At 60.6% G+C, this 22,858-nt stretch carries 22 protein-coding genes; 14 read left to right on the forward strand and 8 right to left on the reverse strand.

Annotated elements, in window-relative coordinates; genetic code table 11:
• Positions 1 to 105 precede the first annotated feature (105 nt).
• Genes gatB through gatC form a run of 3 tightly spaced genes read right to left on the reverse strand, consistent with a single transcriptional unit; the run spans position 106 to position 3,317 of the window.
• Positions 106 to 1,551, reverse strand: a complete 1,446-nt coding sequence (gene gatB, locus QMX98_RS11060; RefSeq protein WP_010463367.1) for an Asp-tRNA(Asn)/Glu-tRNA(Gln) amidotransferase subunit GatB — start codon at positions 1,549 to 1,551, stop codon at positions 106 to 108.
• Between the two features lie 10 nt (positions 1,552 to 1,561).
• Complete coding sequence (gene gatA / locus QMX98_RS11065; protein WP_077747416.1) at positions 1,562 to 3,013, reverse strand: Asp-tRNA(Asn)/Glu-tRNA(Gln) amidotransferase subunit GatA; 1,452 nt, start codon at positions 3,011 to 3,013, stop codon at positions 1,562 to 1,564.
• Between the two features lie 16 nt (positions 3,014 to 3,029).
• Positions 3,030 to 3,317 carry an Asp-tRNA(Asn)/Glu-tRNA(Gln) amidotransferase subunit GatC gene (gatC, locus tag QMX98_RS11070; protein ID WP_007901429.1) on the reverse strand — a complete coding sequence of 96 codons (288 nt, stop codon included), beginning with the start codon at positions 3,315 to 3,317 and terminating at the stop codon, positions 3,030 to 3,032.
• 210 nt (positions 3,318 to 3,527) lie between these two features.
• On the opposite strand from gatC, the gene mreB reads away from it, so the two are divergent.
• The 8 genes from mreB to tldD all read left to right on the forward strand — a co-directional run bounded on the left by mreB (position 3,528) and on the right by tldD (position 14,865).
• The gene (gene mreB, locus QMX98_RS11075) at positions 3,528 to 4,565 is read left to right on the forward strand and encodes a rod shape-determining protein MreB (RefSeq protein WP_002555108.1); all 1,038 of its coding nucleotides are present in this window, start codon (positions 3,528 to 3,530) and stop codon (positions 4,563 to 4,565) included.
• Positions 4,566 to 4,705: 140 nt separating this feature from the next.
• Positions 4,706 to 5,854, forward strand: coding sequence for a rod shape-determining protein MreC (mreC, locus tag QMX98_RS11080; RefSeq protein ID WP_282410769.1), 1,149 nt, complete (start codon positions 4,706 to 4,708; stop codon positions 5,852 to 5,854).
• On the forward strand, positions 5,854 to 6,345 hold the full coding sequence (gene mreD / locus QMX98_RS11085; RefSeq protein WP_010463359.1) for a rod shape-determining protein MreD: 492 nt from the start codon (positions 5,854 to 5,856) through the stop codon (positions 6,343 to 6,345). The genes mreC and mreD overlap by 1 nt, the downstream gene beginning before the upstream one ends.
• Positions 6,346 to 6,388: 43 nt before the next feature.
• Complete coding sequence (locus tag QMX98_RS11090; RefSeq protein ID WP_077747418.1) at positions 6,389 to 6,985, forward strand: Maf family protein; 597 nt, start codon at positions 6,389 to 6,391, stop codon at positions 6,983 to 6,985.
• 57 nt (positions 6,986 to 7,042) lie between these two features.
• Complete coding sequence (gene rng / locus QMX98_RS11095; RefSeq protein ID WP_102595727.1) at positions 7,043 to 8,500, forward strand: ribonuclease G; 1,458 nt, start codon at positions 7,043 to 7,045, stop codon at positions 8,498 to 8,500.
• Between the two features lie 75 nt (positions 8,501 to 8,575).
• A complete protein-coding gene (locus tag QMX98_RS11100; RefSeq protein WP_282410761.1) occupies positions 8,576 to 12,379 on the forward strand; it encodes a YhdP family protein in 3,804 nt (1,267 codons plus the stop codon).
• Between the two features lie 178 nt (positions 12,380 to 12,557).
• Complete coding sequence (locus QMX98_RS11105; RefSeq protein WP_154503111.1) at positions 12,558 to 13,418, forward strand: carbon-nitrogen hydrolase family protein; 861 nt, start codon at positions 12,558 to 12,560, stop codon at positions 13,416 to 13,418.
• 4 nt (positions 13,419 to 13,422) lie between these two features.
• The gene (gene tldD / locus QMX98_RS11110) at positions 13,423 to 14,865 is read left to right on the forward strand and encodes a metalloprotease TldD (protein ID WP_010463350.1); all 1,443 of its coding nucleotides are present in this window, start codon (positions 13,423 to 13,425) and stop codon (positions 14,863 to 14,865) included.
• Between the two features lie 49 nt (positions 14,866 to 14,914).
• On the opposite strand, the gene yjgA is transcribed toward tldD, so the two are convergent.
• Positions 14,915 to 15,439, reverse strand: coding sequence for a ribosome biogenesis factor YjgA (gene yjgA, locus QMX98_RS11115; protein ID WP_010463348.1), 525 nt, complete (start codon positions 15,437 to 15,439; stop codon positions 14,915 to 14,917).
• 108 nt (positions 15,440 to 15,547) lie between these two features.
• Here yjgA and pmbA point away from each other — a divergent pair, with 108 nt between their 5' ends.
• The 6 genes from pmbA to QMX98_RS11145 all read left to right on the forward strand — a co-directional run bounded on the left by pmbA (position 15,548) and on the right by QMX98_RS11145 (position 20,906).
• Positions 15,548 to 16,894 (forward strand): metalloprotease PmbA, encoded by a 1,347-nt coding sequence (gene pmbA, locus QMX98_RS11120; protein WP_010463346.1) that lies wholly within the window; start codon positions 15,548 to 15,550, stop codon positions 16,892 to 16,894.
• A gap of 248 nt (positions 16,895 to 17,142) precedes the next feature.
• Positions 17,143 to 17,556, forward strand: coding sequence for a FagA protein (locus QMX98_RS11125; protein ID WP_077747419.1), 414 nt, complete (start codon positions 17,143 to 17,145; stop codon positions 17,554 to 17,556).
• Complete coding sequence (locus tag QMX98_RS11130; protein ID WP_077747420.1) at positions 17,531 to 18,913, forward strand: class II fumarate hydratase; 1,383 nt, start codon at positions 17,531 to 17,533, stop codon at positions 18,911 to 18,913. Before QMX98_RS11125 ends, QMX98_RS11130 begins: the two co-directional genes overlap by 26 nt.
• Before the next feature lie 27 nt (positions 18,914 to 18,940).
• A complete protein-coding gene (locus tag QMX98_RS11135; protein ID WP_221108288.1) occupies positions 18,941 to 19,369 on the forward strand; it encodes a hypothetical protein in 429 nt (142 codons plus the stop codon).
• A gap of 1 nt (position 19,370) precedes the next feature.
• Positions 19,371 to 19,982 (forward strand): superoxide dismutase, encoded by a 612-nt coding sequence (locus tag QMX98_RS11140; RefSeq protein WP_282410762.1) that lies wholly within the window; start codon positions 19,371 to 19,373, stop codon positions 19,980 to 19,982.
• Between the two features lie 30 nt (positions 19,983 to 20,012).
• Positions 20,013 to 20,906: a ZIP family metal transporter gene (locus QMX98_RS11145; protein ID WP_282410763.1), complete on the forward strand. Its 894-nt coding sequence runs from the start codon at positions 20,013 to 20,015 to the stop codon at positions 20,904 to 20,906.
• Between the two features lie 8 nt (positions 20,907 to 20,914).
• Here the strand turns inward: QMX98_RS11145 and QMX98_RS11150 are convergent, their stop codons facing one another.
• The 4 genes from QMX98_RS11150 to raiA are packed head-to-tail and all read right to left on the reverse strand — an operon-like array spanning position 20,915 to position 22,851.
• Positions 20,915 to 21,190, reverse strand: coding sequence for an HPr family phosphocarrier protein (locus tag QMX98_RS11150; RefSeq protein WP_221108290.1), 276 nt, complete (start codon positions 21,188 to 21,190; stop codon positions 20,915 to 20,917).
• A 15-nt stretch (positions 21,191 to 21,205) separates the two neighbouring features.
• Positions 21,206 to 22,063, reverse strand: coding sequence for an RNase adapter RapZ (gene rapZ, locus QMX98_RS11155; protein ID WP_145306962.1), 858 nt, complete (start codon positions 22,061 to 22,063; stop codon positions 21,206 to 21,208).
• A gap of 2 nt (positions 22,064 to 22,065) precedes the next feature.
• Positions 22,066 to 22,530: a PTS IIA-like nitrogen regulatory protein PtsN gene (ptsN, locus tag QMX98_RS11160; RefSeq protein ID WP_056742951.1), complete on the reverse strand. Its 465-nt coding sequence runs from the start codon at positions 22,528 to 22,530 to the stop codon at positions 22,066 to 22,068.
• A gap of 12 nt (positions 22,531 to 22,542) precedes the next feature.
• Positions 22,543 to 22,851: a ribosome-associated translation inhibitor RaiA gene (gene raiA, locus QMX98_RS11165; RefSeq protein ID WP_007941242.1), complete on the reverse strand. Its 309-nt coding sequence runs from the start codon at positions 22,849 to 22,851 to the stop codon at positions 22,543 to 22,545.
• Positions 22,852 to 22,858 lie beyond the last annotated feature (7 nt).

A 22,858-nucleotide genomic window follows, 5' to 3' on the forward strand; every position in this document is an offset into this window, starting at 1 on the left:
ATGGCGGGCTGTCTGACACATCAATGTTGGATGTGCTGCCGTCATCGCGAGCAGGCTCGCTCCCACAGGGATCGGAGCCAGGCTTTACATCTGGCTCCATGCTCATCAGCCTTCGAGCTTGCTTTTCAGCAGTTCGTTGACCTGTTGCGGGTTGGCCTTGCCTTTGGAGGCTTTCATGGCCTGGCCGACGAAGAAGCCGAACATCTTGCCGCGTTTGGCTTCGTCTGCCGCGCGGTATTGCTCGACCTGCTCGGCGTTGGCCGCGAGCATTTCGTCCAGCACCGCCGAGATCGCGCCGCTGTCGGTCACTTGCTTGAGGCCGCGCTTGTCGATGATCTCGTCCGCGCTGCCTTCGCCGTTGGCCATCGCTTCAAACACCACCTTGGCGATCTTGCCGGAGATGGTGTTGTCCTTGATGCGCAGCAGCATGCCGCCCAGTTGCTCGGCCGAGACCGGCGACTGGTCGATTTCAACGCCTTGCTTGTTCAGCAGGCTGCCCAGTTCAACCATCACCCAGTTGGCCGCCAGCTTGGCGTCGCCGCTGATGCTCACGACTTTCTCGAAGTAATCGGCTTGCTCGCGGCTGGTGGCCAGGACGCTGGCGTCATACACCGACAGGCCGAACTGCGCCTGGAAGCGCTCGCGTTTCTGTGGTGGCAATTCCGGCAGCGTGGCGCGTACTTCGTCGAGGAACGAGTCTTCGATGACCACCGGCAGCAGGTCCGGGTCGGGGAAGTAACGGTAGTCGTTGGCTTCCTCTTTGCTGCGCATCGGACGGGTTTCGTCCTTGTTCGGATCGTACAGGCGGGTCTGCTGGATCACTTTGCCGCCGTCTTCGATCAGCTCGATCTGACGACGCACTTCGCTGTTGATCGCCTTCTCGATGAAGCGGAACGAGTTGACGTTCTTGATCTCGCAGCGCGTGCCGAATTCAACCTGGCCTTTCGGGCGGATCGACACGTTGCAGTCACAACGCAGCGAGCCTTCGGCCATGTTTCCGTCGCAGATGCCCAGGTAACGTACCAGCGCGTGGATGGTCTTGACGTAGGCCACGGCTTCCTTGGCGCTGCGCATGTCCGGCTCGGAGACGATTTCCAGCAGCGGCGTGCCGGCACGGTTCAGGTCGATGCCGGTGGCGCCGTTGAACTCTTCGTGCAGGCTTTTACCGGCGTCTTCTTCCAGGTGCGCACGGGTGACACCGACACGTTTGATCGTGCCGTCTTCCATGGCGATGTCCAGGTGGCCCTTGCCGACGATCGGCAATTCCATCTGGCTGATCTGGTAGCCCTTCGGCAGATCCGGGTAGAAATAGTTTTTACGGGCGAACACGTTGTGCTGGCCGATCTCGGCATCGATCGCCAGGCCGAACATCACGGCCATGCGCACGGCTTCCTGGTTCAGCACCGGCAGTACGCCAGGCATGCCGAGGTCAACGAGGCTGGCCTGGGTGTTCGGCTCGGAACCGAACGTGGTGGAGCTACCGGAAAAGATTTTCGACCGGGTGGTGAGCTGGGTATGAATCTCCAGCCCGATCACGACTTCCCATTGCATGTGTTTCTCCTCAGAAGCCGGTTGGGGTGCGGGTGTGCCAGTCAGTGTTCAATTGATACTGATGGGCAACGTTCAACAGGCGACCTTCCTGGAAATACGGGGCGAGCAATTGCACGCCGACCGGCAGGCCATCGACGAAACCGGCAGGCATGGACAAGCCCGGCAGGCCCGCGAGGTTGGCGGTGATGGTGTAGACGTCTTCCAGGTACGCAGCCACCGGGTCGCTGTTTTTGGCACCGAGCTTCCAGGCCGGGTTCGGCGTGGTTGGGCCGAGAATGATGTCGACCTCATTAAAGGCTGCCATGAAGTCGTTCTTGATCAAGCGACGGATCTTCTGCGCCTTCAAGTAGTAGGCGTCGTAGTAACCGGCCGACAGCGCGTAGGCACCGACCATGATCCGGCGCTGCACTTCCGGGCCGAAACCTTCGCCACGGGAACGCTTGTACAGATCGATCAGGTCTTTCGGGTTCTCGCAGCGATGGCCAAAGCGCACGCCGTCGAAACGCGACAGGTTGGAAGACGCTTCCGCCGGGGCGATCACGTAGTACGCCGGGATCGCGTGCTGCATGTTCGGCAGGCTGATTTCCTTGATCACGGCACCGAGCTTTTCCAGCTCCTTGATGCTGTTGTGGATCAGATCGGCAATGCGCGGGTCGAGGCCGGCGCCAAAGTATTCCTTAGGCACGCCGATGCGCAGGCCTTGCAGCGAGCCGTTGAGGCTGGCGCTGTAATCCGGCACTGGCTCGTCGATGCTGGTGGAATCTTGCGGGTCGAAACCGGCCATGCCTTGCAGCAGGATCGCGCAGTCTTCGGCGGTGCGAGCCAGAGGGCCGCCCTGATCGAGGCTGGACGCGTAGGCAATCATGCCCCAGCGCGAAACACGACCGTACGTCGGTTTCAGGCCGGTCAGGTTGGTCAGTGCGGCAGGCTGGCGGATCGAGCCGCCGGTGTCGGTGCCGGTGGCTGCCGGCAACAGACGAGCGGCAACGGCTGCAGCCGAACCGCCGGACGAACCGCCCGGAACGTATTCCAGGTTCCACGGGTTTTTCACCGGGCCGTAGTAGCTCGACTCGTTGGCCGACCCCATGGCGAACTCGTCCATGTTGGTCTTGCCCAGGGTCACTGCGCCGGCAGCCGCCAGTTTGGCGACGACCGTGGCGTCGTACGGGGCTTTGAAGTTGTCGAGCATCTTCGAGCCACAGCTGGTGCGGATGCCCAGGGTGCAGAACAGGTCTTTGTGGGCGATCGGCGCGCCGAGCAGGGCGCCGCTCTCACCTTTGGCGCGGCGTGCGTCAGCGGCTTTCGCCTGCTGGAGCGCCAGGTCTTCGGTGAGGCTGATGAAGCTGTTGAGCTGCGGATCGAGCTGGGCGATACGCGCCAGCAGGGTTTTGGTCAGCTCTTCGGAAGAAAACTTTTTATCGGCGAGTCCGCGGGCGATCTCGGCCAGAGTCAATTGATGCATTGCAGGCTCTTTCCCTTTAGTCGATGACTTTCGGAACCAGGTACAGGCCGTTTTCGACCGCTGGTGCGATGGACTGGTAGGCCTCGCGATGATTGGTCTCGGTCACGACGTCTGCACGCAGGCGCTGGCTGGCTTCCAGTGGGTGGGCGAGCGGCTCGATACCGTCGGTATTGACCGCCTGCATTTCGTCGACCAGCCCGAGAATGCTGTTCAGGGCTGAAGTAATGTGTGGAAGATCGGCATCATTGAGGCCAAGGCAGGCCAGATGAGCGATTTTTTCCACGTCGGAGCGTTCAAGCGCCATGGGAATCTCCAGTGGAAAACAGAACGGACGGCGTCCGTGTGTTAGATTGTCGGAACACTACCGCATTTCTACGGTCATAAGGCCGCGATTGTGGGGGTTGGTGCACAGAAAAGCGGCCAATTTAACATATTGGCGCCTTGCCCAAAATCCCTGTCGTTGTTAGAGTTTGCCGCACTTTTTTACCCACGCGTTGCCTAGGGTCCCTTTCCCATGTTCAAGAAACTGCGTGGCATGTTTTCCAGCGATCTTTCCATTGACCTGGGCACTGCCAACACCCTTATTTACGTGCGCGAGCGCGGTATCGTCCTGAATGAGCCATCGGTTGTGGCTATTCGGACACACGGTAACCAGAAAAGTGTCGTTGCTGTCGGCACCGAGGCGAAGCGTATGCTTGGCCGTACGCCGGGCAACATTGCTGCCATTCGTCCGATGAAGGACGGCGTGATTGCCGACTTCAGCGTCTGCGAAAAGATGCTGCAATACTTTATCAACAAGGTTCACGAAAACAGCTTCCTGCAGCCAAGCCCGCGTGTGCTGATCTGCGTTCCGTGCAAATCCACCCAGGTTGAGCGTCGTGCCATCCGTGAATCGGCCCTTGGTGCCGGTGCACGTGAAGTATTCCTGATCGAAGAGCCGATGGCTGCCGCGATCGGTGCCGGCCTGCCGGTTGAAGAAGCACGCGGTTCGATGGTCGTCGATATCGGTGGCGGTACCACTGAAATCGCGCTGATCTCCCTGAACGGTGTGGTGTACGCCGAATCCGTTCGTGTTGGCGGCGACCGCTTCGACGAAGCGATTATCACCTATGTGCGTCGCAACTACGGCAGCCTGATCGGCGAATCCACCGCCGAGCGCATCAAGCAGGAAATCGGTACGGCCTACCCGGGCGGCGAAGTGCGTGAAGTCGACGTTCGTGGCCGTAACCTGGCCGAAGGCGTTCCACGTGCCTTCACCCTGAACTCCAACGAAGTGCTGGAAGCTCTGCAAGAGTCCCTGGCCACCATCGTTCAGGCTGTGAAAAGTGCGCTGGAGCAATCGCCTCCGGAACTGGCTTCCGACATCGCCGAGCGTGGCCTGGTACTGACCGGCGGTGGCGCCTTGTTGCGTGACCTCGACAAGTTGCTGGCCCAGGAAACAGGTCTGCCGGTGATCGTTGCCGAAGACCCGCTGACCTGCGTTGCTCGCGGCGGTGGCCGTGCATTGGAAATGATGGATAAACACACCATGGACCTGCTGTCGAGCGAGTGATCTCGCCCGATGCATCTATGCTGTTGAGCGCGCAGGCGGCACTTTGCAGTGCTGCCTGTTTGCGTTTACCTTCTGTCAGTCTGTATCCAGGCCGGTCTGCCGTATGAATAAACAAAACATTTGCCTGGGAGGAGCGGCTTATTAAACCGCTTTTCACCAAAGGGCCTTCACTGGGCGTGCGCTTGTTGGTGCTGGTCGTGCTATCGGTTGCGCTGATGGTGGTCGATGCCCGCTTCACACTGCTCAAGCCAGTGCGTAGCCAAATGTCGCTGGTACTGATGCAGTCTTACTGGATCACGGACCTGCCGCAGCGGTTATGGCAGGGGGTGGCCAGCCAGTTCGGCAGCCGTACCGAGCTCGTCGCCGAAAACGAAAAACTCAAGACCGAAAACCTGCTGTTGCAGGGTCGCATGCAAAAGCTTGCCGCCCTCACCGAGCAGAACGTTCGGCTGCGCGAGTTGCTCAATTCCTCTGCGCTGGTCAACGAGAAGGTCGAAGTGGCCGAGTTGATCGGCATGGACCCCAACCCCTTCACCCATCGCATCATCATCAATAAAGGTGAGCGTGACGGTGTGGTCCTCGGTCAGCCGGTGCTCGATGCCCGCGGCCTGATGGGCCAGGTGGTCGAATTGATGCCTTACACCTCCCGTGTGCTGTTGCTGACCGACACTACCCACAGCATTCCGGTGCAGGTGAACCGCAACGGTCTGCGGGCGATTGCCAGCGGCACCGGCAACCCGGAGCGCCTGGAACTGCGTCACGTCGCGGACACGGCTGATATCAAGGAAGGCGATCTGCTGGTCAGTTCCGGTCTCGGTCAGCGATTCCCTGCGGGTTACCCGGTTGCGACGGTCAAGGAAGTGATCCACGATTCCGGCCAGCCGTTTGCCATCGTGCGTGCCGTGCCGACCGCGGCGTTGAACCGCAGCCGTTACCTGCTGCTGGTGTTCACCGACGGTCGAACAGCCGAAGAGCGCGCCAACGACGCGGCCCAGGCGCAAGAAGCACTGGACCAGCACGGCGGTGGGCCGATCATTCCGGCGACCGTGCCTAAACCTGTGCCGGCGACCGTGGTGGTGCCCGCGCCTGCTGCTACGCCCGCCGCAACACCGGCAGCACCAGCACCGGCAGCACCAGCACCGGCGGCACCCCCGGCCAAACCTGCGGCCGCCAAGCCCCCCGCATCGCAACCTGCCGCAACCAAACCGCCGGCCACTCAACCGGCCGCGGTGAAGCCTGCCACCAAACCGCCTGTCTCCGCGCCGGCTTCCACAGGGGGACGAGAATAATGGTCGGTGCAACCGCATCCCGAAATGACTGGATGATCTGGCTGACGTTTGCCATTGGTATGCTGCTCAGCGTTTCACCGCTGCCGCAATTCATGGAAATCCTCCGTCCGCTCTGGCTGGCCTTGCTGCTGGCCTTCTGGGCGTTGTACTTGCCGCAGAAGGTCGGCATGGTCACCGCGTGGTGCCTGGGCCTGGCCGAAGACGTGCTGTACGGCACGTTGCTGGGCCAGAACGCGTTGATCCTGACCCTGATCACCTTCCTGGTGCTGTCGCTGCAACAGCGCCTGCGCATGTTCCCGATGTGGCAACAGAGCCTGGTGATCCTGGTCATCTTCGGCCTCGCGCAGCTTGTTCAACTATGGCTCAGCGCTTTGACCGGCAATCGACAGCCCACACTGGCGCTGGTCTTGCCAGCACTGGTCAGTGCATTACTCTGGCCGTGGATCAGCTACGGTTTGCGCGGTTTGCGTCGGCGCTACAAGATCAATTAATTCGGTCAGGCATCTGCCAGTACCTCGACAGGGAGATGTCTAGATGAAAGTGCTTTACCTCGCCTCAGGCTCGCCGCGTCGGCGTGAACTGCTCACGCAGATCGGCGTGCCGTTCTCCGCCATCAGCGCGGACATCGATGAAACCCCTTTAACTCAAGAATCCCCGTCGGACTATGTCGAGCGCCTGGCGCGCGGCAAAGCCGAGGCCGGGCGCGGCGCGGTCGTGTCCGACGCCGATTTTTGCGTGCTGGGCGCCGACACCGCCGTGGTGCTCAACGGGAAAATTCTCGGCAAACCGGTGGACGAAGCCGATGCGTGCGCCATGCTTATGATGTTGGCCGGTCAGGAACACGAAGTGTTGACCGCCATTGCGGTGCTCGACGGTGAGCGTTGTGAGTCCCGGGTCGTACGCAGTCTGGTGCGCTTTCGCAACATCGCTCACGATGAAGCGGCGGCCTACTGGGCCAGTGGCGAACCCCGGGACAAGGCCGGTGGCTATGGCATTCAAGGACTGGGCGCGGTGTTTGTCGCCGGGCTCAATGGCAGTTACTCGGCAGTGGTTGGACTGCCGCTGTGCGAAACCGCTGAGCTGCTCGGCCATTTCGGCATACCCTGTTGGCAAACCCTTAACGCGCGCTGAGCGTCGTACTGACAAGATGCGGCCATTATCGTGAACATGCCTGGACGAGACCCTGCCATGAGTGAAGAGATTCTGATCAACATCACGCCGATGGAATCGCGCGTGGCAGTGGTCGAAAACGGTGTCCTGCAAGAGGTCCATGTCGAGCGCACGCAAAAGCGCGGGATCGTCGGCAACATCTATAAAGGCAAGGTCGTGCGGGTATTGCCGGGCATGCAAGCCGCCTTCGTCGATATCGGCCTGGACCGCGCGGCGTTCATTCACGCCTCGGAAATATCCTTGCGCGAAGGCCCGGCGGTGGAGAGCATCAGCTCGCTGGTTCACGAAGGCCAGAGTCTGGTCGTCCAGGTCACCAAGGACCCGATCGGCTCCAAAGGCGCACGCCTGACCACTCAGCTGTCGATTCCGTCGCGTTATCTGGTGTACATGCCGCGCACGGCCCACGTCGGCATTTCGCTGAAGATCGAAGACGAAGCCGAGCGCGAACGCCTCAAGCAAGTCGTCACCGATTGCGTGGCCAAAGAAGGCATCAAGGAGGCGGGCGGTTTTATCCTGCGTACCGCCGCCGAAGGGGCCGGTGCCGATGAAATCCTCATGGACATCCGCTACCTGCGCCGTCTCTGGGATCAGATCAACGAGCAGATCAAAACCATCGGTGCGCCGAGTGTGATCTACGAGGACCTCGGCCTGGCGTTGCGTACGCTGCGAGACCTGGTGAGCCCGAAGATCGAGAAGATCCGCATCGACTCTCGGGAAACCTTTCAGAAAACCACGCAGTTCGTCGCCGAACTGATGCCGGAAATCGCCGATCGTCTTGAGCATTATCCGGGCGAGCGGCCGATTTTCGACCTGTACGGCGTCGAAGACGAAATCCAGAAAGCCCTCGAGCGCAAAGTGCCGCTCAAGTCTGGCGGTTATCTGGTGGTCGACCCGGCCGAAGCCATGAGCACCATCGACGTCAACACCGGGGCGTTCGTCGGCCATCGCAACCTCGAAGAAACCATCTTCAAGACCAACCTCGAAGCCGCGACCGCCATTGCCCGCCAGCTGCGCCTGCGCAATCTGGGCGGGATCATCATCATCGACTTCATCGACATGGAAGACGAAGAGCACCAGCGCCAGGTGCTGCGGACCCTCGAGAAGCAGCTCGAGCGCGATCACGCCAAGACCAACATCATCGGCATTACCGAGTTGGGCCTGGTGCAGATGACGCGCAAGCGCACCCGTGAAAGCCTCGAACAAGTGTTGTGCGAACCGTGCAGCAGCTGTCAGGGCCGCGGCAAGCTCAAGACGCCGGAAACGGTCTGCTATGAAATTTTCCGCGAAATCCTCCGCGAGGCGCGTGCCTATCAAGCGGAAGGCTATCGTGTATTGGCGAACCAGAAAGTCGTCGACCGTTTGCTTGATGAAGAGTCGGGTAATGTCGCTGAGCTTGAAGGATTTATCGGACGCACCATTCGCTTCCAGGTGGAAACCATGTATTCCCAGGAACAATACGACGTGGTGCTGCTCTGAATCGCTGTGTTTCACCCTTACTAGAACGGCTGGCCTCAGCTTTTTGCAGTATTTTTGCCATGGGAGCCAACTGACATGGAACGTCTGACACGCATTTTGGCCGCACTGACCCGCTGGGGTCTTGGCCTGTGCGCGTTGGTCCTGGTGTTGATGGCGTTGTACGTCAGCCTCGGCCGGGAGCTGACGCCTCTGGTGGCCGAATACCGCGCCGACGTCGAAACCAAAGCCAGCGCCGCCTTGGGCATGCCGCTGCAGATCGGCAAGCTGGAAGGTAACTGGAGCGGCTTCGCGCCGATTTTGCTGGCGCACGATGTGACGGTCGGCGAGGGCGCCAACGCCCTGCACCTGGATCAGGTGCGAGCGGTGCCAGACCTTTGGGAAAGCCTGTTGGCTCGCGAAGTGCGCATTGCCCACCTGGAACTCAACGGCCTGAAGATCAGCCTCAAGGAAGGCGCGGACGGTCAGTGGGCGCTGGAAGGGTTGCCCGTGCAACAGGACCAGCCGCTTGATCCGGAGCAACTGCTCAACCGCCTGCAAATGGTCCAGCAGCTATCGGTAATCGACAGTCAGGTGACGTTGCAACCTGTGGACCACTCGCCGCTGACCCTGACCTACGTTGGCCTGAATCTGAAAACCGGCGTCTCCCGCCAGCGCCTCGATGTCCGTCTTAATCTGCCAGATGGTCAACCGGTGGCCATGAGTGTGCACACGCGGATTCGCGCCAGCCAGTGGAAGGACGGCGAGGCCGAGGCCTACCTGAGCCTGCCGCAAAGCGACTGGTCGAAATGGCTGCCCGAGCGCCTGACTCGACAATGGAACTTCTCCGAGTTCAAGGCCGGTGGCGAGCTCTGGGTGAACTGGGGCAAGGGCGCGCTGCAAAGCGGCGCAATTCGTTTGAACGCGCCGCAACTCAAGGGCGCCTTCGGCGAACGCAAGCCGATCCAGATCAACAATTTGGCGCTCAACGGTTATTTTCAGCGCAGCACCGAAGGCATGCTGGTGACCCTTGATTCTCTGGCCATGAACTTCGGCGAGACCCGCTGGGAGTCGCGCTTGCAACTTCGACAAACCGTCGCCACCGACAAGGCTGAAGAACTTTGGCACTTGCAGGCCGACCGCCTCGACCTCACTCCGCTCACGCCACTGATTAACGCCTTGGGGCCGCTGCCCGAAGGCGTTGCCACCGCGGTCGAGCGACTCAAGGTGACCGGTGGGCTGCGCAACGTGCTGATCGATCTGCGTCCCAATGCCACCGATGACAGCAGGTTCAGCTTTGCTGCCAACCTCGATCAGGTCGGCTTCGACGCGTATCACGGCGCTCCGGCAGCACGAAATGTCAGCGGCAGCATTAGCGGTGACCTCGGTCAGGGCGAACTGCGGATGGACAGCAAGGATTTTGTCCTGCACCTGGATCCGATTTTCGCCAAGCCGTGGCAATACATTCAGGCCAACGCCCGGCTGACCTGGAAGCTCGACAAGGAAAGCTTCACCCTGATCGCGCCGTACCTGAAGGTGCTGGGGGAGGAGGGCAAGATTGCCGGTGACTTCCTGATCCGCCTGCATTTCGACCACACCCAGGAAGACTACATGGACCTGCGGGTCGGCCTGGTGGACGGCGACGGTCGCTACACCGCCAAGTACCTGCCGACCATGCTCAGCCCGGCGCTGGACGAATGGTTGCGCACGGCGATTCTCAAAGGCGCGGTGGACCAGGGCTTCTTCCAGTATCAGGGCTCGCTGAACCACGGCGCCGCCGACACCGCGCGCAGCATCAGCCTGTTCTTCAAGGTGCACGATGCCGAACTGGCCTTTCAGCCGGGTTGGCCGCATGTCAGCAAGGTCACCGGTGATGTGTTCGTGGAAGACAGTGGCGTGCGAGTTCTGGCCAGTAAGGGCCAATTGCTCGACACGCAGGTTCGCGACATTTACGTCAATATTCCCCATGCGCCGGAAGGGCAAAGCGTTCACCTGTTCCTCGACGGCGGGTTTTCCGGCGGGTTGGGTGATGGCCTGAAGATTCTCCAGGAAGCGCCAATCGGCACGGCTGAAACCTTTGCCGGATGGGAAGGCGAGGGCGATCTGCAAGGCAAGCTGAAGCTGGATATTCCACTGGTCAAAGGCGAGCAGCCGAAGATTCTTGTCGACTTCAAGACCGCCAAGGCGCGGTTGAAGCTGGCCGAGCCTTCCCTGGAGCTGACGCAGCTCAAGGGTGATTTCCGCTTCGACAGCGCCAAGGGCTTGAGCGGTCAGAACATCACTGCGCGTGCCTTCGATAAACCGGTCACCGCGCAGATTTTTGCCGATGGCAGCGCGGGCAATCTCAAGACTCGTGTGACGGCCTCCGGTCAGGTCGAGGTCAAGAAGCTCACTGACTGGTTGAGCGTCACCCAGCCATTGCCGGTGTCCGGCCTGATCCCGTATCAACTGCAACTGAGCCTGGATGGTCCTGACAGCCAGCTCTCGGTCAATTCCAGCCTCAAAGGCGTGGCGATCGACTTGCCGGCGCCGTTTGGCATGACTGCCGATGCTGGCCGCGACACCACGTTCCGCATGACCCTGCAAGGGCCGGAACGCCGCTACTGGGTCAATTATGGTGCGCTGGCAGACTTCACGTTTGCGGCGCCGCCCGGCAATTTTGCCGACGGTCGTGGCGAGTTGTTCCTGGGCGGCGGCAGTGCCGTGCTGCCCGGTGCCAAAGGGCTGCGAGTGCGCGGCGTGCTGTCGGAACTGGATGTCGGGCCATGGAAGGATCTGGCGGACAAGTACGCTGGCCAGGATCCGGGCGGCAGTGCCAAGCAGTTGCTCAGCAGTGCAGACTTCAAGGTTGGCAAGCTCAGCGGTGTCGGCACGACGCTCGATCAGGCCTCGGTGCAGTTGAACCGCAAACCGGCTGCGTGGGCCTTGCAACTCGACAGTCAGCAGGTCAAGGGCAGCGCGAGCATCCCTGATGCGAAAGGCGCGCCGATTGCGATCAATCTGCAAACCGTGCGGTTGCCGGCACCCGACCCGACGGTCCTCGCCGACGAAAACTCACCGGATCCACTGGCCTCGGTGGATCCGACCAAGATCCCGGCGCTGGACATCACCATCAATCAGCTGTTCCAGGGGAAGGACCTCGTCGGCGCCTGGTATCTGAAAGTCCGTCCGACTGCCAAAGGTATTGCGCTCAATACTCTGGACCTGGGCCTCAAAGGTATTTTGTTGCAGGGCAGTGGCGGCTGGGAGGGCATACCCGGCAGCTCCAGCAGTTGGTACAAAGGACGGATCAGCGGCAAGAATCTCGCTGACGTGCTCAAAGGCTGGGGTTTCGCGCCGAGCGTCACCAGTGAAGAGTTTCACATGGATGTCGACGGTCGCTGGCCGGGTTCACCGGCGTGGCTGGCCACCAAACGTTTCTCCGGCACCCTCGATGCTTCGTTGAATAAAGGCCAGTTCGTTGAGGTCGAAGGCAGCGCCCAGGCCCTGCGGGTGTTTGGCCTGCTCAACTTCAACTCGATCGGTCGTCGTCTGCGCCTGGACTTCTCCGACCTGTTCGGCAAAGGCTTGAGTTATGACCGGGTCAAAGGTCTGCTGGCCGCGACCAACGGGGTTTATGTGACGCAGGAACCGATCCTGCTGACTGGCCCGTCGAGCAACATCGAACTGAACGGTACCCTGAACCTGGTGGCCGATCAGGTTGACGCAAAACTGCTGGTGACTTTGCCGGTGACCAACAACCTGCCGATTGCCGCGTTGATTGTCGGCGCACCGGCCATCGGCGGTGCGCTGTTCCTGATCGACAAGCTGATCGGTGACCGCGTGGCACGTTTCGCCAGCGTCAAATACACCGTCAAAGGCCCATGGAAAGAGCCGAAAATCACCTTCGACAAGCCTTTTTGAAAAGCCACTCTCCAGATCTATGGAGTAGCATGGTCCTCGGTTCTGATGCTACGCCCCTGATCTTTGTAGGCGCGAGGCTTGTCCGCGAATCGACGCACCGCGGTGTGTCAGGCAAGATGCCTTCGCGGGCAAGCCTCGTTCTTACAGGGTTGTGTTGATTCCCGATAAGGAAAAGGCCATGTCTTTTGCGGTGATTCAAATGGTCAGCCAGAGCGACGTGCTGGCCAACCTGGCCCGGGCCCGGCATCTGCTCGAAGAGGCGGCGGCGGGTGGCGCGCAGCTGGCGGTGCTGCCGGAAAACTTCGCCGCCATGGGCCGTCGCGACATTGCTGACATCGGCCGCGCCGAGGCGTTGGGTGAAGGTCCGATCCTGCCGTGGTTGAAACAGACCGCCCGTGACCTCAAGTTATGGATAGTGGCCGGCACGTTGCCGTTGCCGCCGTTGGGCCATCCGACGTCCAAGGCGCATGCCTGTTCGTTGCTGGTCAATGATCAGGGCGAAACGGTGGCGCGCTACGACAAGCTGCACCTGTTCGACGTGGATGTGGCAGACAATCGCGGGCGTTATCGCGAATCCGATGACTATGCTTATGGCAGTGGGGTTGTGGTGGCGGACACGCCCGTCGGCCGGGTCGGCCTGACAGTGTGTTACGACCTGCGTTTCCCGGAGTTGTACAGTGAATTGCGGGCTGCGGGCGCGCAATTGATTACCGCACCGTCGGCATTTACCGCGGTGACCGGCGCAGCACATTGGGAGGTGCTGATTCGCGCGCGGGCCATCGAGACTCAATGTTATGTGCTCGCGGCCGCTCAGGGTGGGACGCATCCGGGACCGCGAGAAACCTGGGGGCACGCTGCAATCGTCGACCCTTGGGGACGCGTGCTGGCACAACAGGATCAAGGCGAGGCCGTGCTGCTGGCCGAACGCGATAGCAGCGAACAGGCGTCCATCAGGACGCGGATGCCGGTGTCCAGTCACCGGCGCTTTTTCTCGCAGGGCGCACAGCGACCTGCCCGGAACGACGAATTTAAGGCGTAAACATATGAGCGAGTTGTTGTCCTCCGTCAGTGAACACCTCCTGGCGCCCGGTGGCGTAACGATCGAGAGCCTGCAAGGTGTGCTCGGCGATCTGGCCGGTCCGGGCATCGATGCGGCGGATCTGTATTTCCAGGGGCAGATTTCCGAGTCCTGGGCGCTGGAAGACGGGATCGTCAAGGAGGGCAGCTTCAACCTCGACCAAGGCGTGGGCGTGCGTGCGCAATCGGGTGAAAAAACCGGTTTCGCCTACAGCAATGCCATCACCCTGGAAGCCCTCGGCGCTGCGGCCCGGGCGGCACGTTCGATCTCTCGCGCCGGGCAGAATGGCACGGTGCAGGCGTTCACCTCGGCGGACGTCACCCAGTTGTACGGGCCGGACAACCCGCTGGAAGTGATGAGCCGCGCGGAAAAAGTCGAACTGCTCAAGCGCATCGACGTCGCGACTCGCGCCCTCGACCCGCGTATCCAGCAAGTCACGGTGAGCATGGCCGGCGTCTGGGAGCGCATTCTTGTCGCTTCGACCGACGGTAGCCTGGCCGCCGATGTGCGGCCGCTGGTGCGCTTCAACGTCAGCGTGATCGTCGAGCAAAACGGTCGCCGCGAGCGCGGTGGTCATGGCGGTGGCGGTCGTACCGATTACCGCTATTTCCTCAGCGATGACCGTGCCATGGGCTACGCCCGTGAAGCGCTGCGTCAGGCGCTGGTCAACCTTGAAGCCATTCCTGCGCCGGCCGGTACGTTGCCGGTGGTGTTGGGTTCGGGCTGGTCCGGCGTGCTGCTGCACGAAGCGGTCGGCCACGGTCTGGAAGGTGATTTCAACCGCAAGGGCAGTTCGGCCTACAGCGGGCGCATGGGCGAGATGGTTGCGTCCAAGTTGTGCACCATCGTCGATGACGGCACGCTGGCCGGTCGTCGTGGCTCCCTGAGCGTCGACGACGAAGGCACCCCGACCGAGTGCACCACATTGATCGAAAACGGCGTGCTCAAGGGTTACATGCAAGACAAGCTCAACGCACGCCTGATGGGCGTGGCCCGCACCGGCAACGGTCGTCGTGAGTCCTATGCGCATCTGCCGATGCCGCGGATGACCAACACCTACATGCTGGCCGGCGAAAGCGACCCGGAAGAAATCATCAAGTCGGTCAAGCGCGGCATCTATTGCGCCAACCTCGGCGGCGGGCAGGTGGACATCACCAGCGGCAAGTTCGTGTTCTCCACCAGCGAGGCGTACCTGATCGAAGACGGCAAAATCACTGCCCCGGTCAAAGGCGCGACGTTGATCGGCAACGGCCCGGAAGCCATGAGCAAGGTGTCGATGGTCGGTAACGATCTGGCGCTGGACAGTGGCGTGGGGACGTGTGGCAAGGATGGGCAGTCGGTGCCGGTGGGTGTCGGCCAGCCAACGCTGAAAATCGATGCGATCACTGTGGGTGGCACAGGATCGTAAAAGGATGGAGCTTCGGGTGAGCCGCTTGGCGACTCACCCGATTCGAGATTTAACGCAGGCCGCGTTGAGTCTCGTCCAGCTCACGGATGTACTTGAAGATTTTACGGCTCGATGCCGGTGGCTTGTTGGTCGCCAGTTCGTGCTGGGCCTGACGGATCAGGGAGCGCAACTGCTGACGATCAGCCTCCGGGTAGTCGAGCACGAACTTCTCCAGGACCGCATCGTCGCCCGCGATCAAGCGATCGCGCCAGCGTTCCAGGCCATGGAAACGTTCGTTGTACTGCCGGGTGGAGGCATCGAGTTGATCGAGCAGCGCCAGAATGGCGTCAGTGTCCTGATCGCGCATCAGTTTGCCGATGAACATAAGGTGCCGTTTACGCGCGATATTCGCGGTGTGCTTGGGCGCATCAGCCAGTGCCCGGCGCATAGCGTCGGTCAACGGCAGTTTTGCCAGCAAGTCAGGCTTGAGCGTTGTAAGGCGCTCGCCGAGGTCAACCAGAGCATGAAGCTCGCGTTTAACCTGGGATTTGCTTTTTTCTCCCGTATCGAGGGAGTCGTCGTAAGAATCAACCATGGTGGCCGTCCGCAAAGAAACGCCGCCATGATAACCAGTCGGGGGCCGCTTGTCCGGCCCGGTCGCTCGAAGGCCCCAGCCGAAAGCAGAATTTGAGTGGAGAACAGCATGAGTGCAGTTGAAAGCGTCGGCCCACAAGCGTTGCCGGCACTGCAAGAACAAGTCGAGCAGATCATCGCTGAAGCCAAGCGTCAGGGGGCCAGTGCCTGTGAAGTGGCCGTGTCCCTGGAGCAGGGCCTGTCCACCTCGGTGCGCCAGCGTGAAGTCGAAACCGTCGAATTCAACCGCGACCAGGGCTTTGGCATCACCTTGTACGTCGGTCAGCGCAAAGGCTCGGCCAGCACCTCGGCCAGTGGTCCTGAGGCGATTCGTGAAACCGTCGCGGCGGCGTTGGCCATCGCCAAGCACACCTCCGAAGACGAAGCTTCCGGCCTGGCAGATGCCGCGCTGATGGCCAGGGATCTGCAGGATTTCGACCTGTTCCATGAATGGGACATCACCCCGGAGCAGGCCATCGAGCAGGCGCTGACCTGCGAAGCCGCGGCATTTGCCGCCGACAGTCGGATCAAGAACGCCGACGGCACGACCCTCAGCACCCATCAAGGCTGTCGCGTTTACGGCAACAGCCACGGTTTTATTGGCGGTTATGCGTCGACCCGGCACAGCCTGAGCTGCGTGATGATCGCCGAGGCTGACGGCCAGATGCAGCGCGATTACTGGTACGACGTGAACCGTCAGGGTAACTTGTTGGCCGACCCGGTGAGCATCGGCCAGCGTGCCGCGCAACGGGCCGCGAGCCGATTGGGCGCGCGTCCGGTGCCGACCTGTGAAGTGCCGGTGCTGTTTTCCGCGGAACTGGCCGGTGGCTTGTTCGGCAGCTTCCTCTCGGCGATTTCCGGCGGCAGCCTGTATCGCAAATCGTCGTTCCTTGAAGGCACGCTGGGTCAGAAACTGTTCCCGGAATGGCTGACCATCGATGAGCGTCCACACTTGATGCGCGCCATGGGCAGTTCGGCGTTCGACGGTGATGGTCTGGCGACTTACGCCAAACCGTTCGTCGAGAAAGGCGAGTTGGTGTCCTACATCCTCGGCACTTACTCCGGGCGCAAGTTGGGCATGCCGAGCACCGCCAACGCGGGTGGCGTGCACAACCTGTTCGTCACCCATGGTGATGAAGACCAAGCCGCCTTGCTGCGCCGCATGGGGCGTGGCTTGCTGGTCACCGAGCTGATGGGCCAGGGCCTGAACATGGTCACCGGCGATTACTCCCGGGGCGCGGCGGGTTACTGGGTCGAGAACGGCGAAATCCAGTTCGCGGTCCAGGAAGTGACCATCGCCGGCAACATGCGCGACATGTTCAAGCAGATCGTTGCCGTCGGTAATGACCTGGAATTGCGCAGTAATATTCGCACCGGTTCGGTGTTGATCGAGCGGATGACCGTCGCGGGCAGCTAATGCTTGCCGCAACACAAAAAGGCGCGCCACCCATTGGGTGGTGCGCCTTTTTTATGCGCCGTTCATCGACCTCCTGGGGGAGTGAGCCTGCTCGCGATAGCGGAGTGTCAGACGACACAGATATTGAATATTCGGTCGCCTTCGCGAGCAGGCTCGCTCCCACAATGGATTTAGGTGTGTGCTCTCGGGGTTGTTTTGGTTCTCATTATCATCTAATAATAAATCTCATTACCGAATGAGCCCGGATCATGAGTTCTGCCTTGCACGAGCAGCCTTACCTCGAAAGCTGGCGCTGGATGAGTCGCCAGATCCGTTGCGCGATGGACCCCGACGAGCCGCGCCTGATCGAACATTACCTGGCTGAAGGCCGGTATCTGGCGTGTTGCACGGCCACTTCTCCCTGGACCATCGCCGAGACGTCCTTCCGTTTGTTGCTCGACACCGCCGCCGATGTCGCGCTGCCGTGGCACTGGCGGACTTACTGCCTCGACCAAGCCTGGCGCCCGCTGCGCGAACTCGAACGCCTCTCTCTGTGCAAATGCCGCCTCAAACGCTGGCAAAGCTACACCTGGCAATTGGCGATCTGCGAGTTACAGCCCTCGATTCCCCTAAACGAACTGGTGCAAGGATTTTCTGATGACAGACCCTCAGACTCGTATTGAGCGTGACAGCATGGGCGAGCTTCAAGTCCCGGTGGACGCCCTCTATGGCGCACAGACGCAACGTGCGGTGGATAACTTCCCGATCAGCGGCAAGCCGATGCCGGTGCAGTTCATCCGGTCGCTGATTCTGGCCAAAGCCGCCGCTGCCCGTGCCAACGTCGAGCTCAAGCAAATCAGCGAATCCCAGGGCAAAGCCATCGTCGATGCGTCGCTGGGGCTGCTTCAGGGCGACTTCATGCAGCACTTCCCGGTGGACATCTTCCAGACCGGTTCCGGCACCAGTTCCAACATGAACGCCAACGAAGTGATTGCCACCCTGGCCAGCCGCCTGCTCGGCGAGCCGGTGAACCCTAATGATCATGTGAACTGCGGTCAAAGCAGCAACGACATTATCCCGACCACCATCCATGTCAGCGCTGCACTTGCCTTGCATGAGCAGCTGCTGCCGGCGCTGGTGGGTCTGGTGCAGGTCATCGAGCGAAAGGCTGAAGAGGTTCATCACCACGTCAAAACCGGTCGCACGCACTTGATGGACGCCATGCCGGTGCGCATGAGTCAGGTCCTGAATGGCTGGGCGCAGCAGCTCAAGGCCAACATCGGTCACTTGCAGGACTTGCTGCCGAGCCTGCAATCCCTGGCTCAGGGCGGTACGGCGGTCGGCACCGGGATCAATGCACATCCGCAATTCGCAGCGCGTTTCAGCCAACAGTTGAGCGAGCTGACCCACGTTCAGTTCACGCCGGGCAAGGATCTGTTTGCGCTGATCGGCTCCCAGGACACCGCGGTGGCGGTCTCCGGCCAGCTTAAAGCGACAGCGGTTTCGCTGATGAAAATCGCCAACGACCTGCGCTGGATGAACTCCGGCCCGCTGGCCGGCCTAGGCGAAATCGAACTTGAAGCCTTGCAGCCGGGCTCTTCGATCATGCCCGGCAAGGTCAACCCGGTGATCCCGGAAGCCACTGCCATGGTCGCCGCCCAAGTGATCGGCAATGACACAGTCATCACCATCGCCGGTCAGTCGGGCAATTTCGAGCTGAACGTGATGCTGCCGATCATCGCCCAGAACCTGCTGAGCAGCATCGAATTGCTGGCCAACTCCAGTCATCTGCTGGGTGAGAAGGCCATCGCCAGCTTCAAGGTCAACGAATCTCGAATCAAAGAGGCGCTGTCGCGCAACCCGATTCTGGTGACCGCACTCAACCCGATCATTGGTTACCAAAAAGCCGCTGAAATCGCCAAGAAGGCCTATCAACAGGGGCGTCCGGTGATCGATGTCGCCCTGGAGCACACCGACCTGACGCGCAGCCAACTGGAAGAATTACTCAACCCAGAGAAGCTCACCGCAGGCGGCGTGTAATCACCGCTACCGCTTTGGAGGCCCACCATGGAGCACTGGAAACGCACGATCGAAAGGGCCAATCGCCATTTCATGCTGGGCGAATTGGTCGATGCCCGCGAGGCTTACTTGCAGGCACTTGCCCTGGCCCAGGTGTTGTTCGAGCGCTGGGCGGATGCCGACGAAGCGGTGGCGGCCTGCGTGATTTCCCATCACAACCTGGCGGATCTGCATTTGCGTCTGAACCAGCCGGAGGAGAGCGCCGAATATTTGTGCGCGATCCATCAGCGGTTGCTGCAAACCCTGCAGGACCCGCGCCTGCCCCCGGCACTGCGTGAAGCCGCACAGCGCCAAAGCAGCAAAACCTATGTCGAGCTGCTGAATTTCATCAGCGACCACGGCGAATATCCGCGCACCCACCGTTTGCTGCACACCGATACCGTATCGCCTGCGCCTCTACACCATGGAGTCCATTGAAATGGCTTTTACCTTGCCTGCCCTGCCTTACGCTTACGATGCCCTGGAACCGCATATCGATGCGCAGACCATGGAGATCCATTACACCAAGCACCACCAGACCTACATCAATAATCTCAACGCCGCGGTCGAAGGCACCGAATTTGCCGAGTGGTCGGTGGAAAAACTGGTCGCCAGCGTCCGGCAGCTGCCGGAAAAACTCCGCGCGGCGGTGATCAATCAGGGCGGCGGCCACGCCAACCATTCGCTGTTCTGGGAAGTGATGGCGCCTCACGGTGGCGGCAAACCCGAAGGTGCGCTGGCCAAGGCGATTGATGAGCAACTGGGTGGCCTGGACAGTTTCAAGGATGCCTTCACCAAAGCTGCGCTGACCCGCTTTGGCAGTGGCTGGGCCTGGCTCAGCGTCACGCCGCAAAAGACCCTGATAGTGGAAAGTAGCGGCAACCAGGACAGCCCGTTGATGAATGGCAATACGCCGATCCTTGGCCTGGATGTGTGGGAGCACGCTTACTACCTGCAATATCAGAACCGTCGTCCGGATTACATCAATGCGTTCTACAACGTGATCAATTGGCCTGAAGTCGCTACGCGTTATCAGGCTGCGCTGGTTTAAGTCCTCTATAAAAACAATCCAAGGCTGACTATGGGCACTGAAATACTGGCGTTTGGCAGCGGACGAATGTTTCGTTACGCGTTGGGATCGCTGTTGCTGCTGGCGGGCATGTCGTTGTTGGTCGCGCACGGGCTGGCGTGGCTCGATCTCGAACCCAAGCTGCTGCGTGCACTGCAGGGCGGGGCGATTTGTGCCCTGGGCACTGCGTTGGGCGCGGTTCCGGTGCTGGTGATTCGCCGCATGCCGCAGGCGGTCAGCGATACGTTGCTCGGTTTTGGTGCCGGAGTGATGCTCGCGGCGACGGCGTTTTCGCTGATCGTTCCGGGGATCTCGGCTGCTGAAAGCCTGGGGCTGACACCCTGGGCGGCCAGTGGCCTTATCAGCTTCGGCATCATGCTTGGCGCGTTCGGGCTGTTTCTGGTGGACCGTAAAGTGTCGGGCGCCTCGCCGGAAATGCTCGTTGGAGCCCTGGAGCGCCCGGTCATCCCGCCACGGATCTGGTTGTTTGTATTTGCCATCATTGCCCATAACATCCCCGAAGGCATGGCAGTCGGGGTTTCGGCCGGTGGAGGGATGCCGGATGCTGACAGCCTGGCCATGGGCATTGCGTTGCAGGATGTGCCGGAAGGGTTGGTGATCGCGCTGGTACTGGCAGGGGCGGGGATGTCGCGGGTCAAAGCTTTCCTGATCGGTGCGGCATCAGGTCTGGTGGAACCGGTCTTTGCGCTGTTGTGCGCCTGGCTGGTGAGCCTGGCCGAATTGCTGTTGCCGTTAGGGTTGGCGTTGGCGGCGGGGGCGATGTTGCTGGTGGTCACCCATGAAGTGATTCCCGAGTCGCGGCGCAATGGTCACGACAAGCTGGCGAGTCTTGGGTTGTTGATCGGGTTTTGTTTGATGATGGTGATGGATACGGCGCTCGCTTAGGCGAATGTTCAACCGCCTTCGTCGAAGTAGTTATCGATCAGTGCGACCAGCGCATCCATCGCTTCCTGTTCCTGCTCGCCTTCAGTGCTCAGGTGGATTTTGGTGCCCTTGCCGGCCGCAAGCATCATCATGGCCATGATGCTTTTGCCATCGACCGCGGATTCTGGCGTACGTCCTACTCTGATGGTGCAACCCGGGAACTGACCCGCAACGCCAACGAATTTTGCCGAAGCGCGGGCATGAAGGCCCAGCTTGTTGATGATTTCAATTTCCCGAGCAGGCATCGCGATGTGAATCCTTTAGCTGAGGTCGCGGTGGCGAACCTGGACGTTCTTCAGGGATTGTTGCAGGACCTGGCCCAGACGTTCGGTCAGGTAGACGGAGCGGTGATGCCCGCCGGTGCAGCCAATGGCAATGGTGACATAAGCGCGGTTGCTGGCGGCAAAGCGCGGCAACCACTTGAGCAGGTAGGTGGAGATGTCCTGGAACATCTCTTCGACGTCCGGTTGTGCCGCCAGGTATTCGGCCACCGGTTGATCAAGCCCTGATTGGTCGCGCAATTCCGGCTTCCAGTAAGGGTTGGGCAGGCAGCGCACGTCGAACACCAGGTCTGCATCAACCGGCATGCCCCGCTTGAACCCGAAAGACTCCACCAGGAACGCCGTGCCGCTATCTGGCTGGTTCAGCAGACGCAGCTTGATGGTATCGCGCAGCTGATACAGGTTCAGGTTGGTGGTGTTCACCTTGAGGTCCGCCAGATCGGCGATCGGACCCAGCAAACTGGTTTCGTCCTGAATCGCCTCCGCCAACGAACGGTGGGCAGTACTCAGCGGGTGGCGGCGGCGGGTTTCCGAGAAGCGTTTGAGCAACGTTTCTTCGTCGGCGTCCAGGTACAGCACATCACACTTGATATGCCGGCTGCGGACTTCTTCAAGCAATTCCGGAAACCGCGACAGGTGACTCGGCAGGTTGCGAGCATCAATGGATACCGCGACCAGCGGTTGTGCCAGCTCGGTATGAATCAGCGCGCGCTCGGCCAGTTCCGGCAGCAATCCGGCGGGCAGGTTGTCGATGCAGTAGTAGCCGTTGTCCTCGAGAACATCGAGTGCGGTACTTTTACCTGAGCCGGATCGGCCACTGACGATGATCAAGCGCATGGTTAATGACCGTTTTGCTCGTCCAGGACAACCTGATACAAGGCTTCATTGCTCGGGGCGCTGCGCAGTTTTTCGCGCACTTCCTTGCGGTCGAGCATGCTGGCTATCTGGCGCAGTAACTCCAGGTGCGCATCGGTAGCGGCTTCCGGGACCAGCAGAACGAACAGCAGGTCGACCGGGGCGCCGTCGATGGCGTCGAAATCAATGGGTGCATCAAGGTGCATCAGGGCGCTGATGGGCGAGGTGCAGCCCTTCAGGCGGCAGTGGGGAATGGCGATGCCGTTGCCAAAACCGGTTGAGCCGAGTTTTTCACGGGCAATCAGAGCCTCGAAGACATCTTGCATCTCCAGATCCGGCACTTCTTTGTGGATAAGGTTGGCAATTTGTTCGAGGGCTTTCTTTTTACTGCCGCCCGGCACGTTCACGAGGGAACGGCCGGGGGTCAGGATGCTTTCAAGTCGGATCATGGGTTGGGAGTGTTAACGACCGGTCGCGCCCTGGAGGAGGCTTTGGGTCTTTTCCTTATGCTTTTTGAGTTGTTTATCCAGCTTGTCGGTCAGTGCGTCGATCGCCGCGTACATATCGGTATGCTCCGCGTTTGCGACCACTTCATTGCCGGGAATATGCAGCGTGGCTTCGATTTTCTGCTTGAGCTTTTCGACCGTCATCGTGACCTGCACGTTGGTGATCTTGTCGAAATGCCTCTCTAATCGTTCGAGTTTTTCGCCGATGTAGGTGCGAAGAGGTTCGGTCACTTCCAGTTGGTGTCCACTGATGTTGACTTGCATACAGCTT

It is taken from the genome of Pseudomonas sp. PS02303 (assembly GCF_029959925.1).
In the GTDB taxonomy this organism is placed as follows: Bacteria; Pseudomonadota; Gammaproteobacteria; order Pseudomonadales; family Pseudomonadaceae; genus Aquipseudomonas; species Aquipseudomonas mandelii.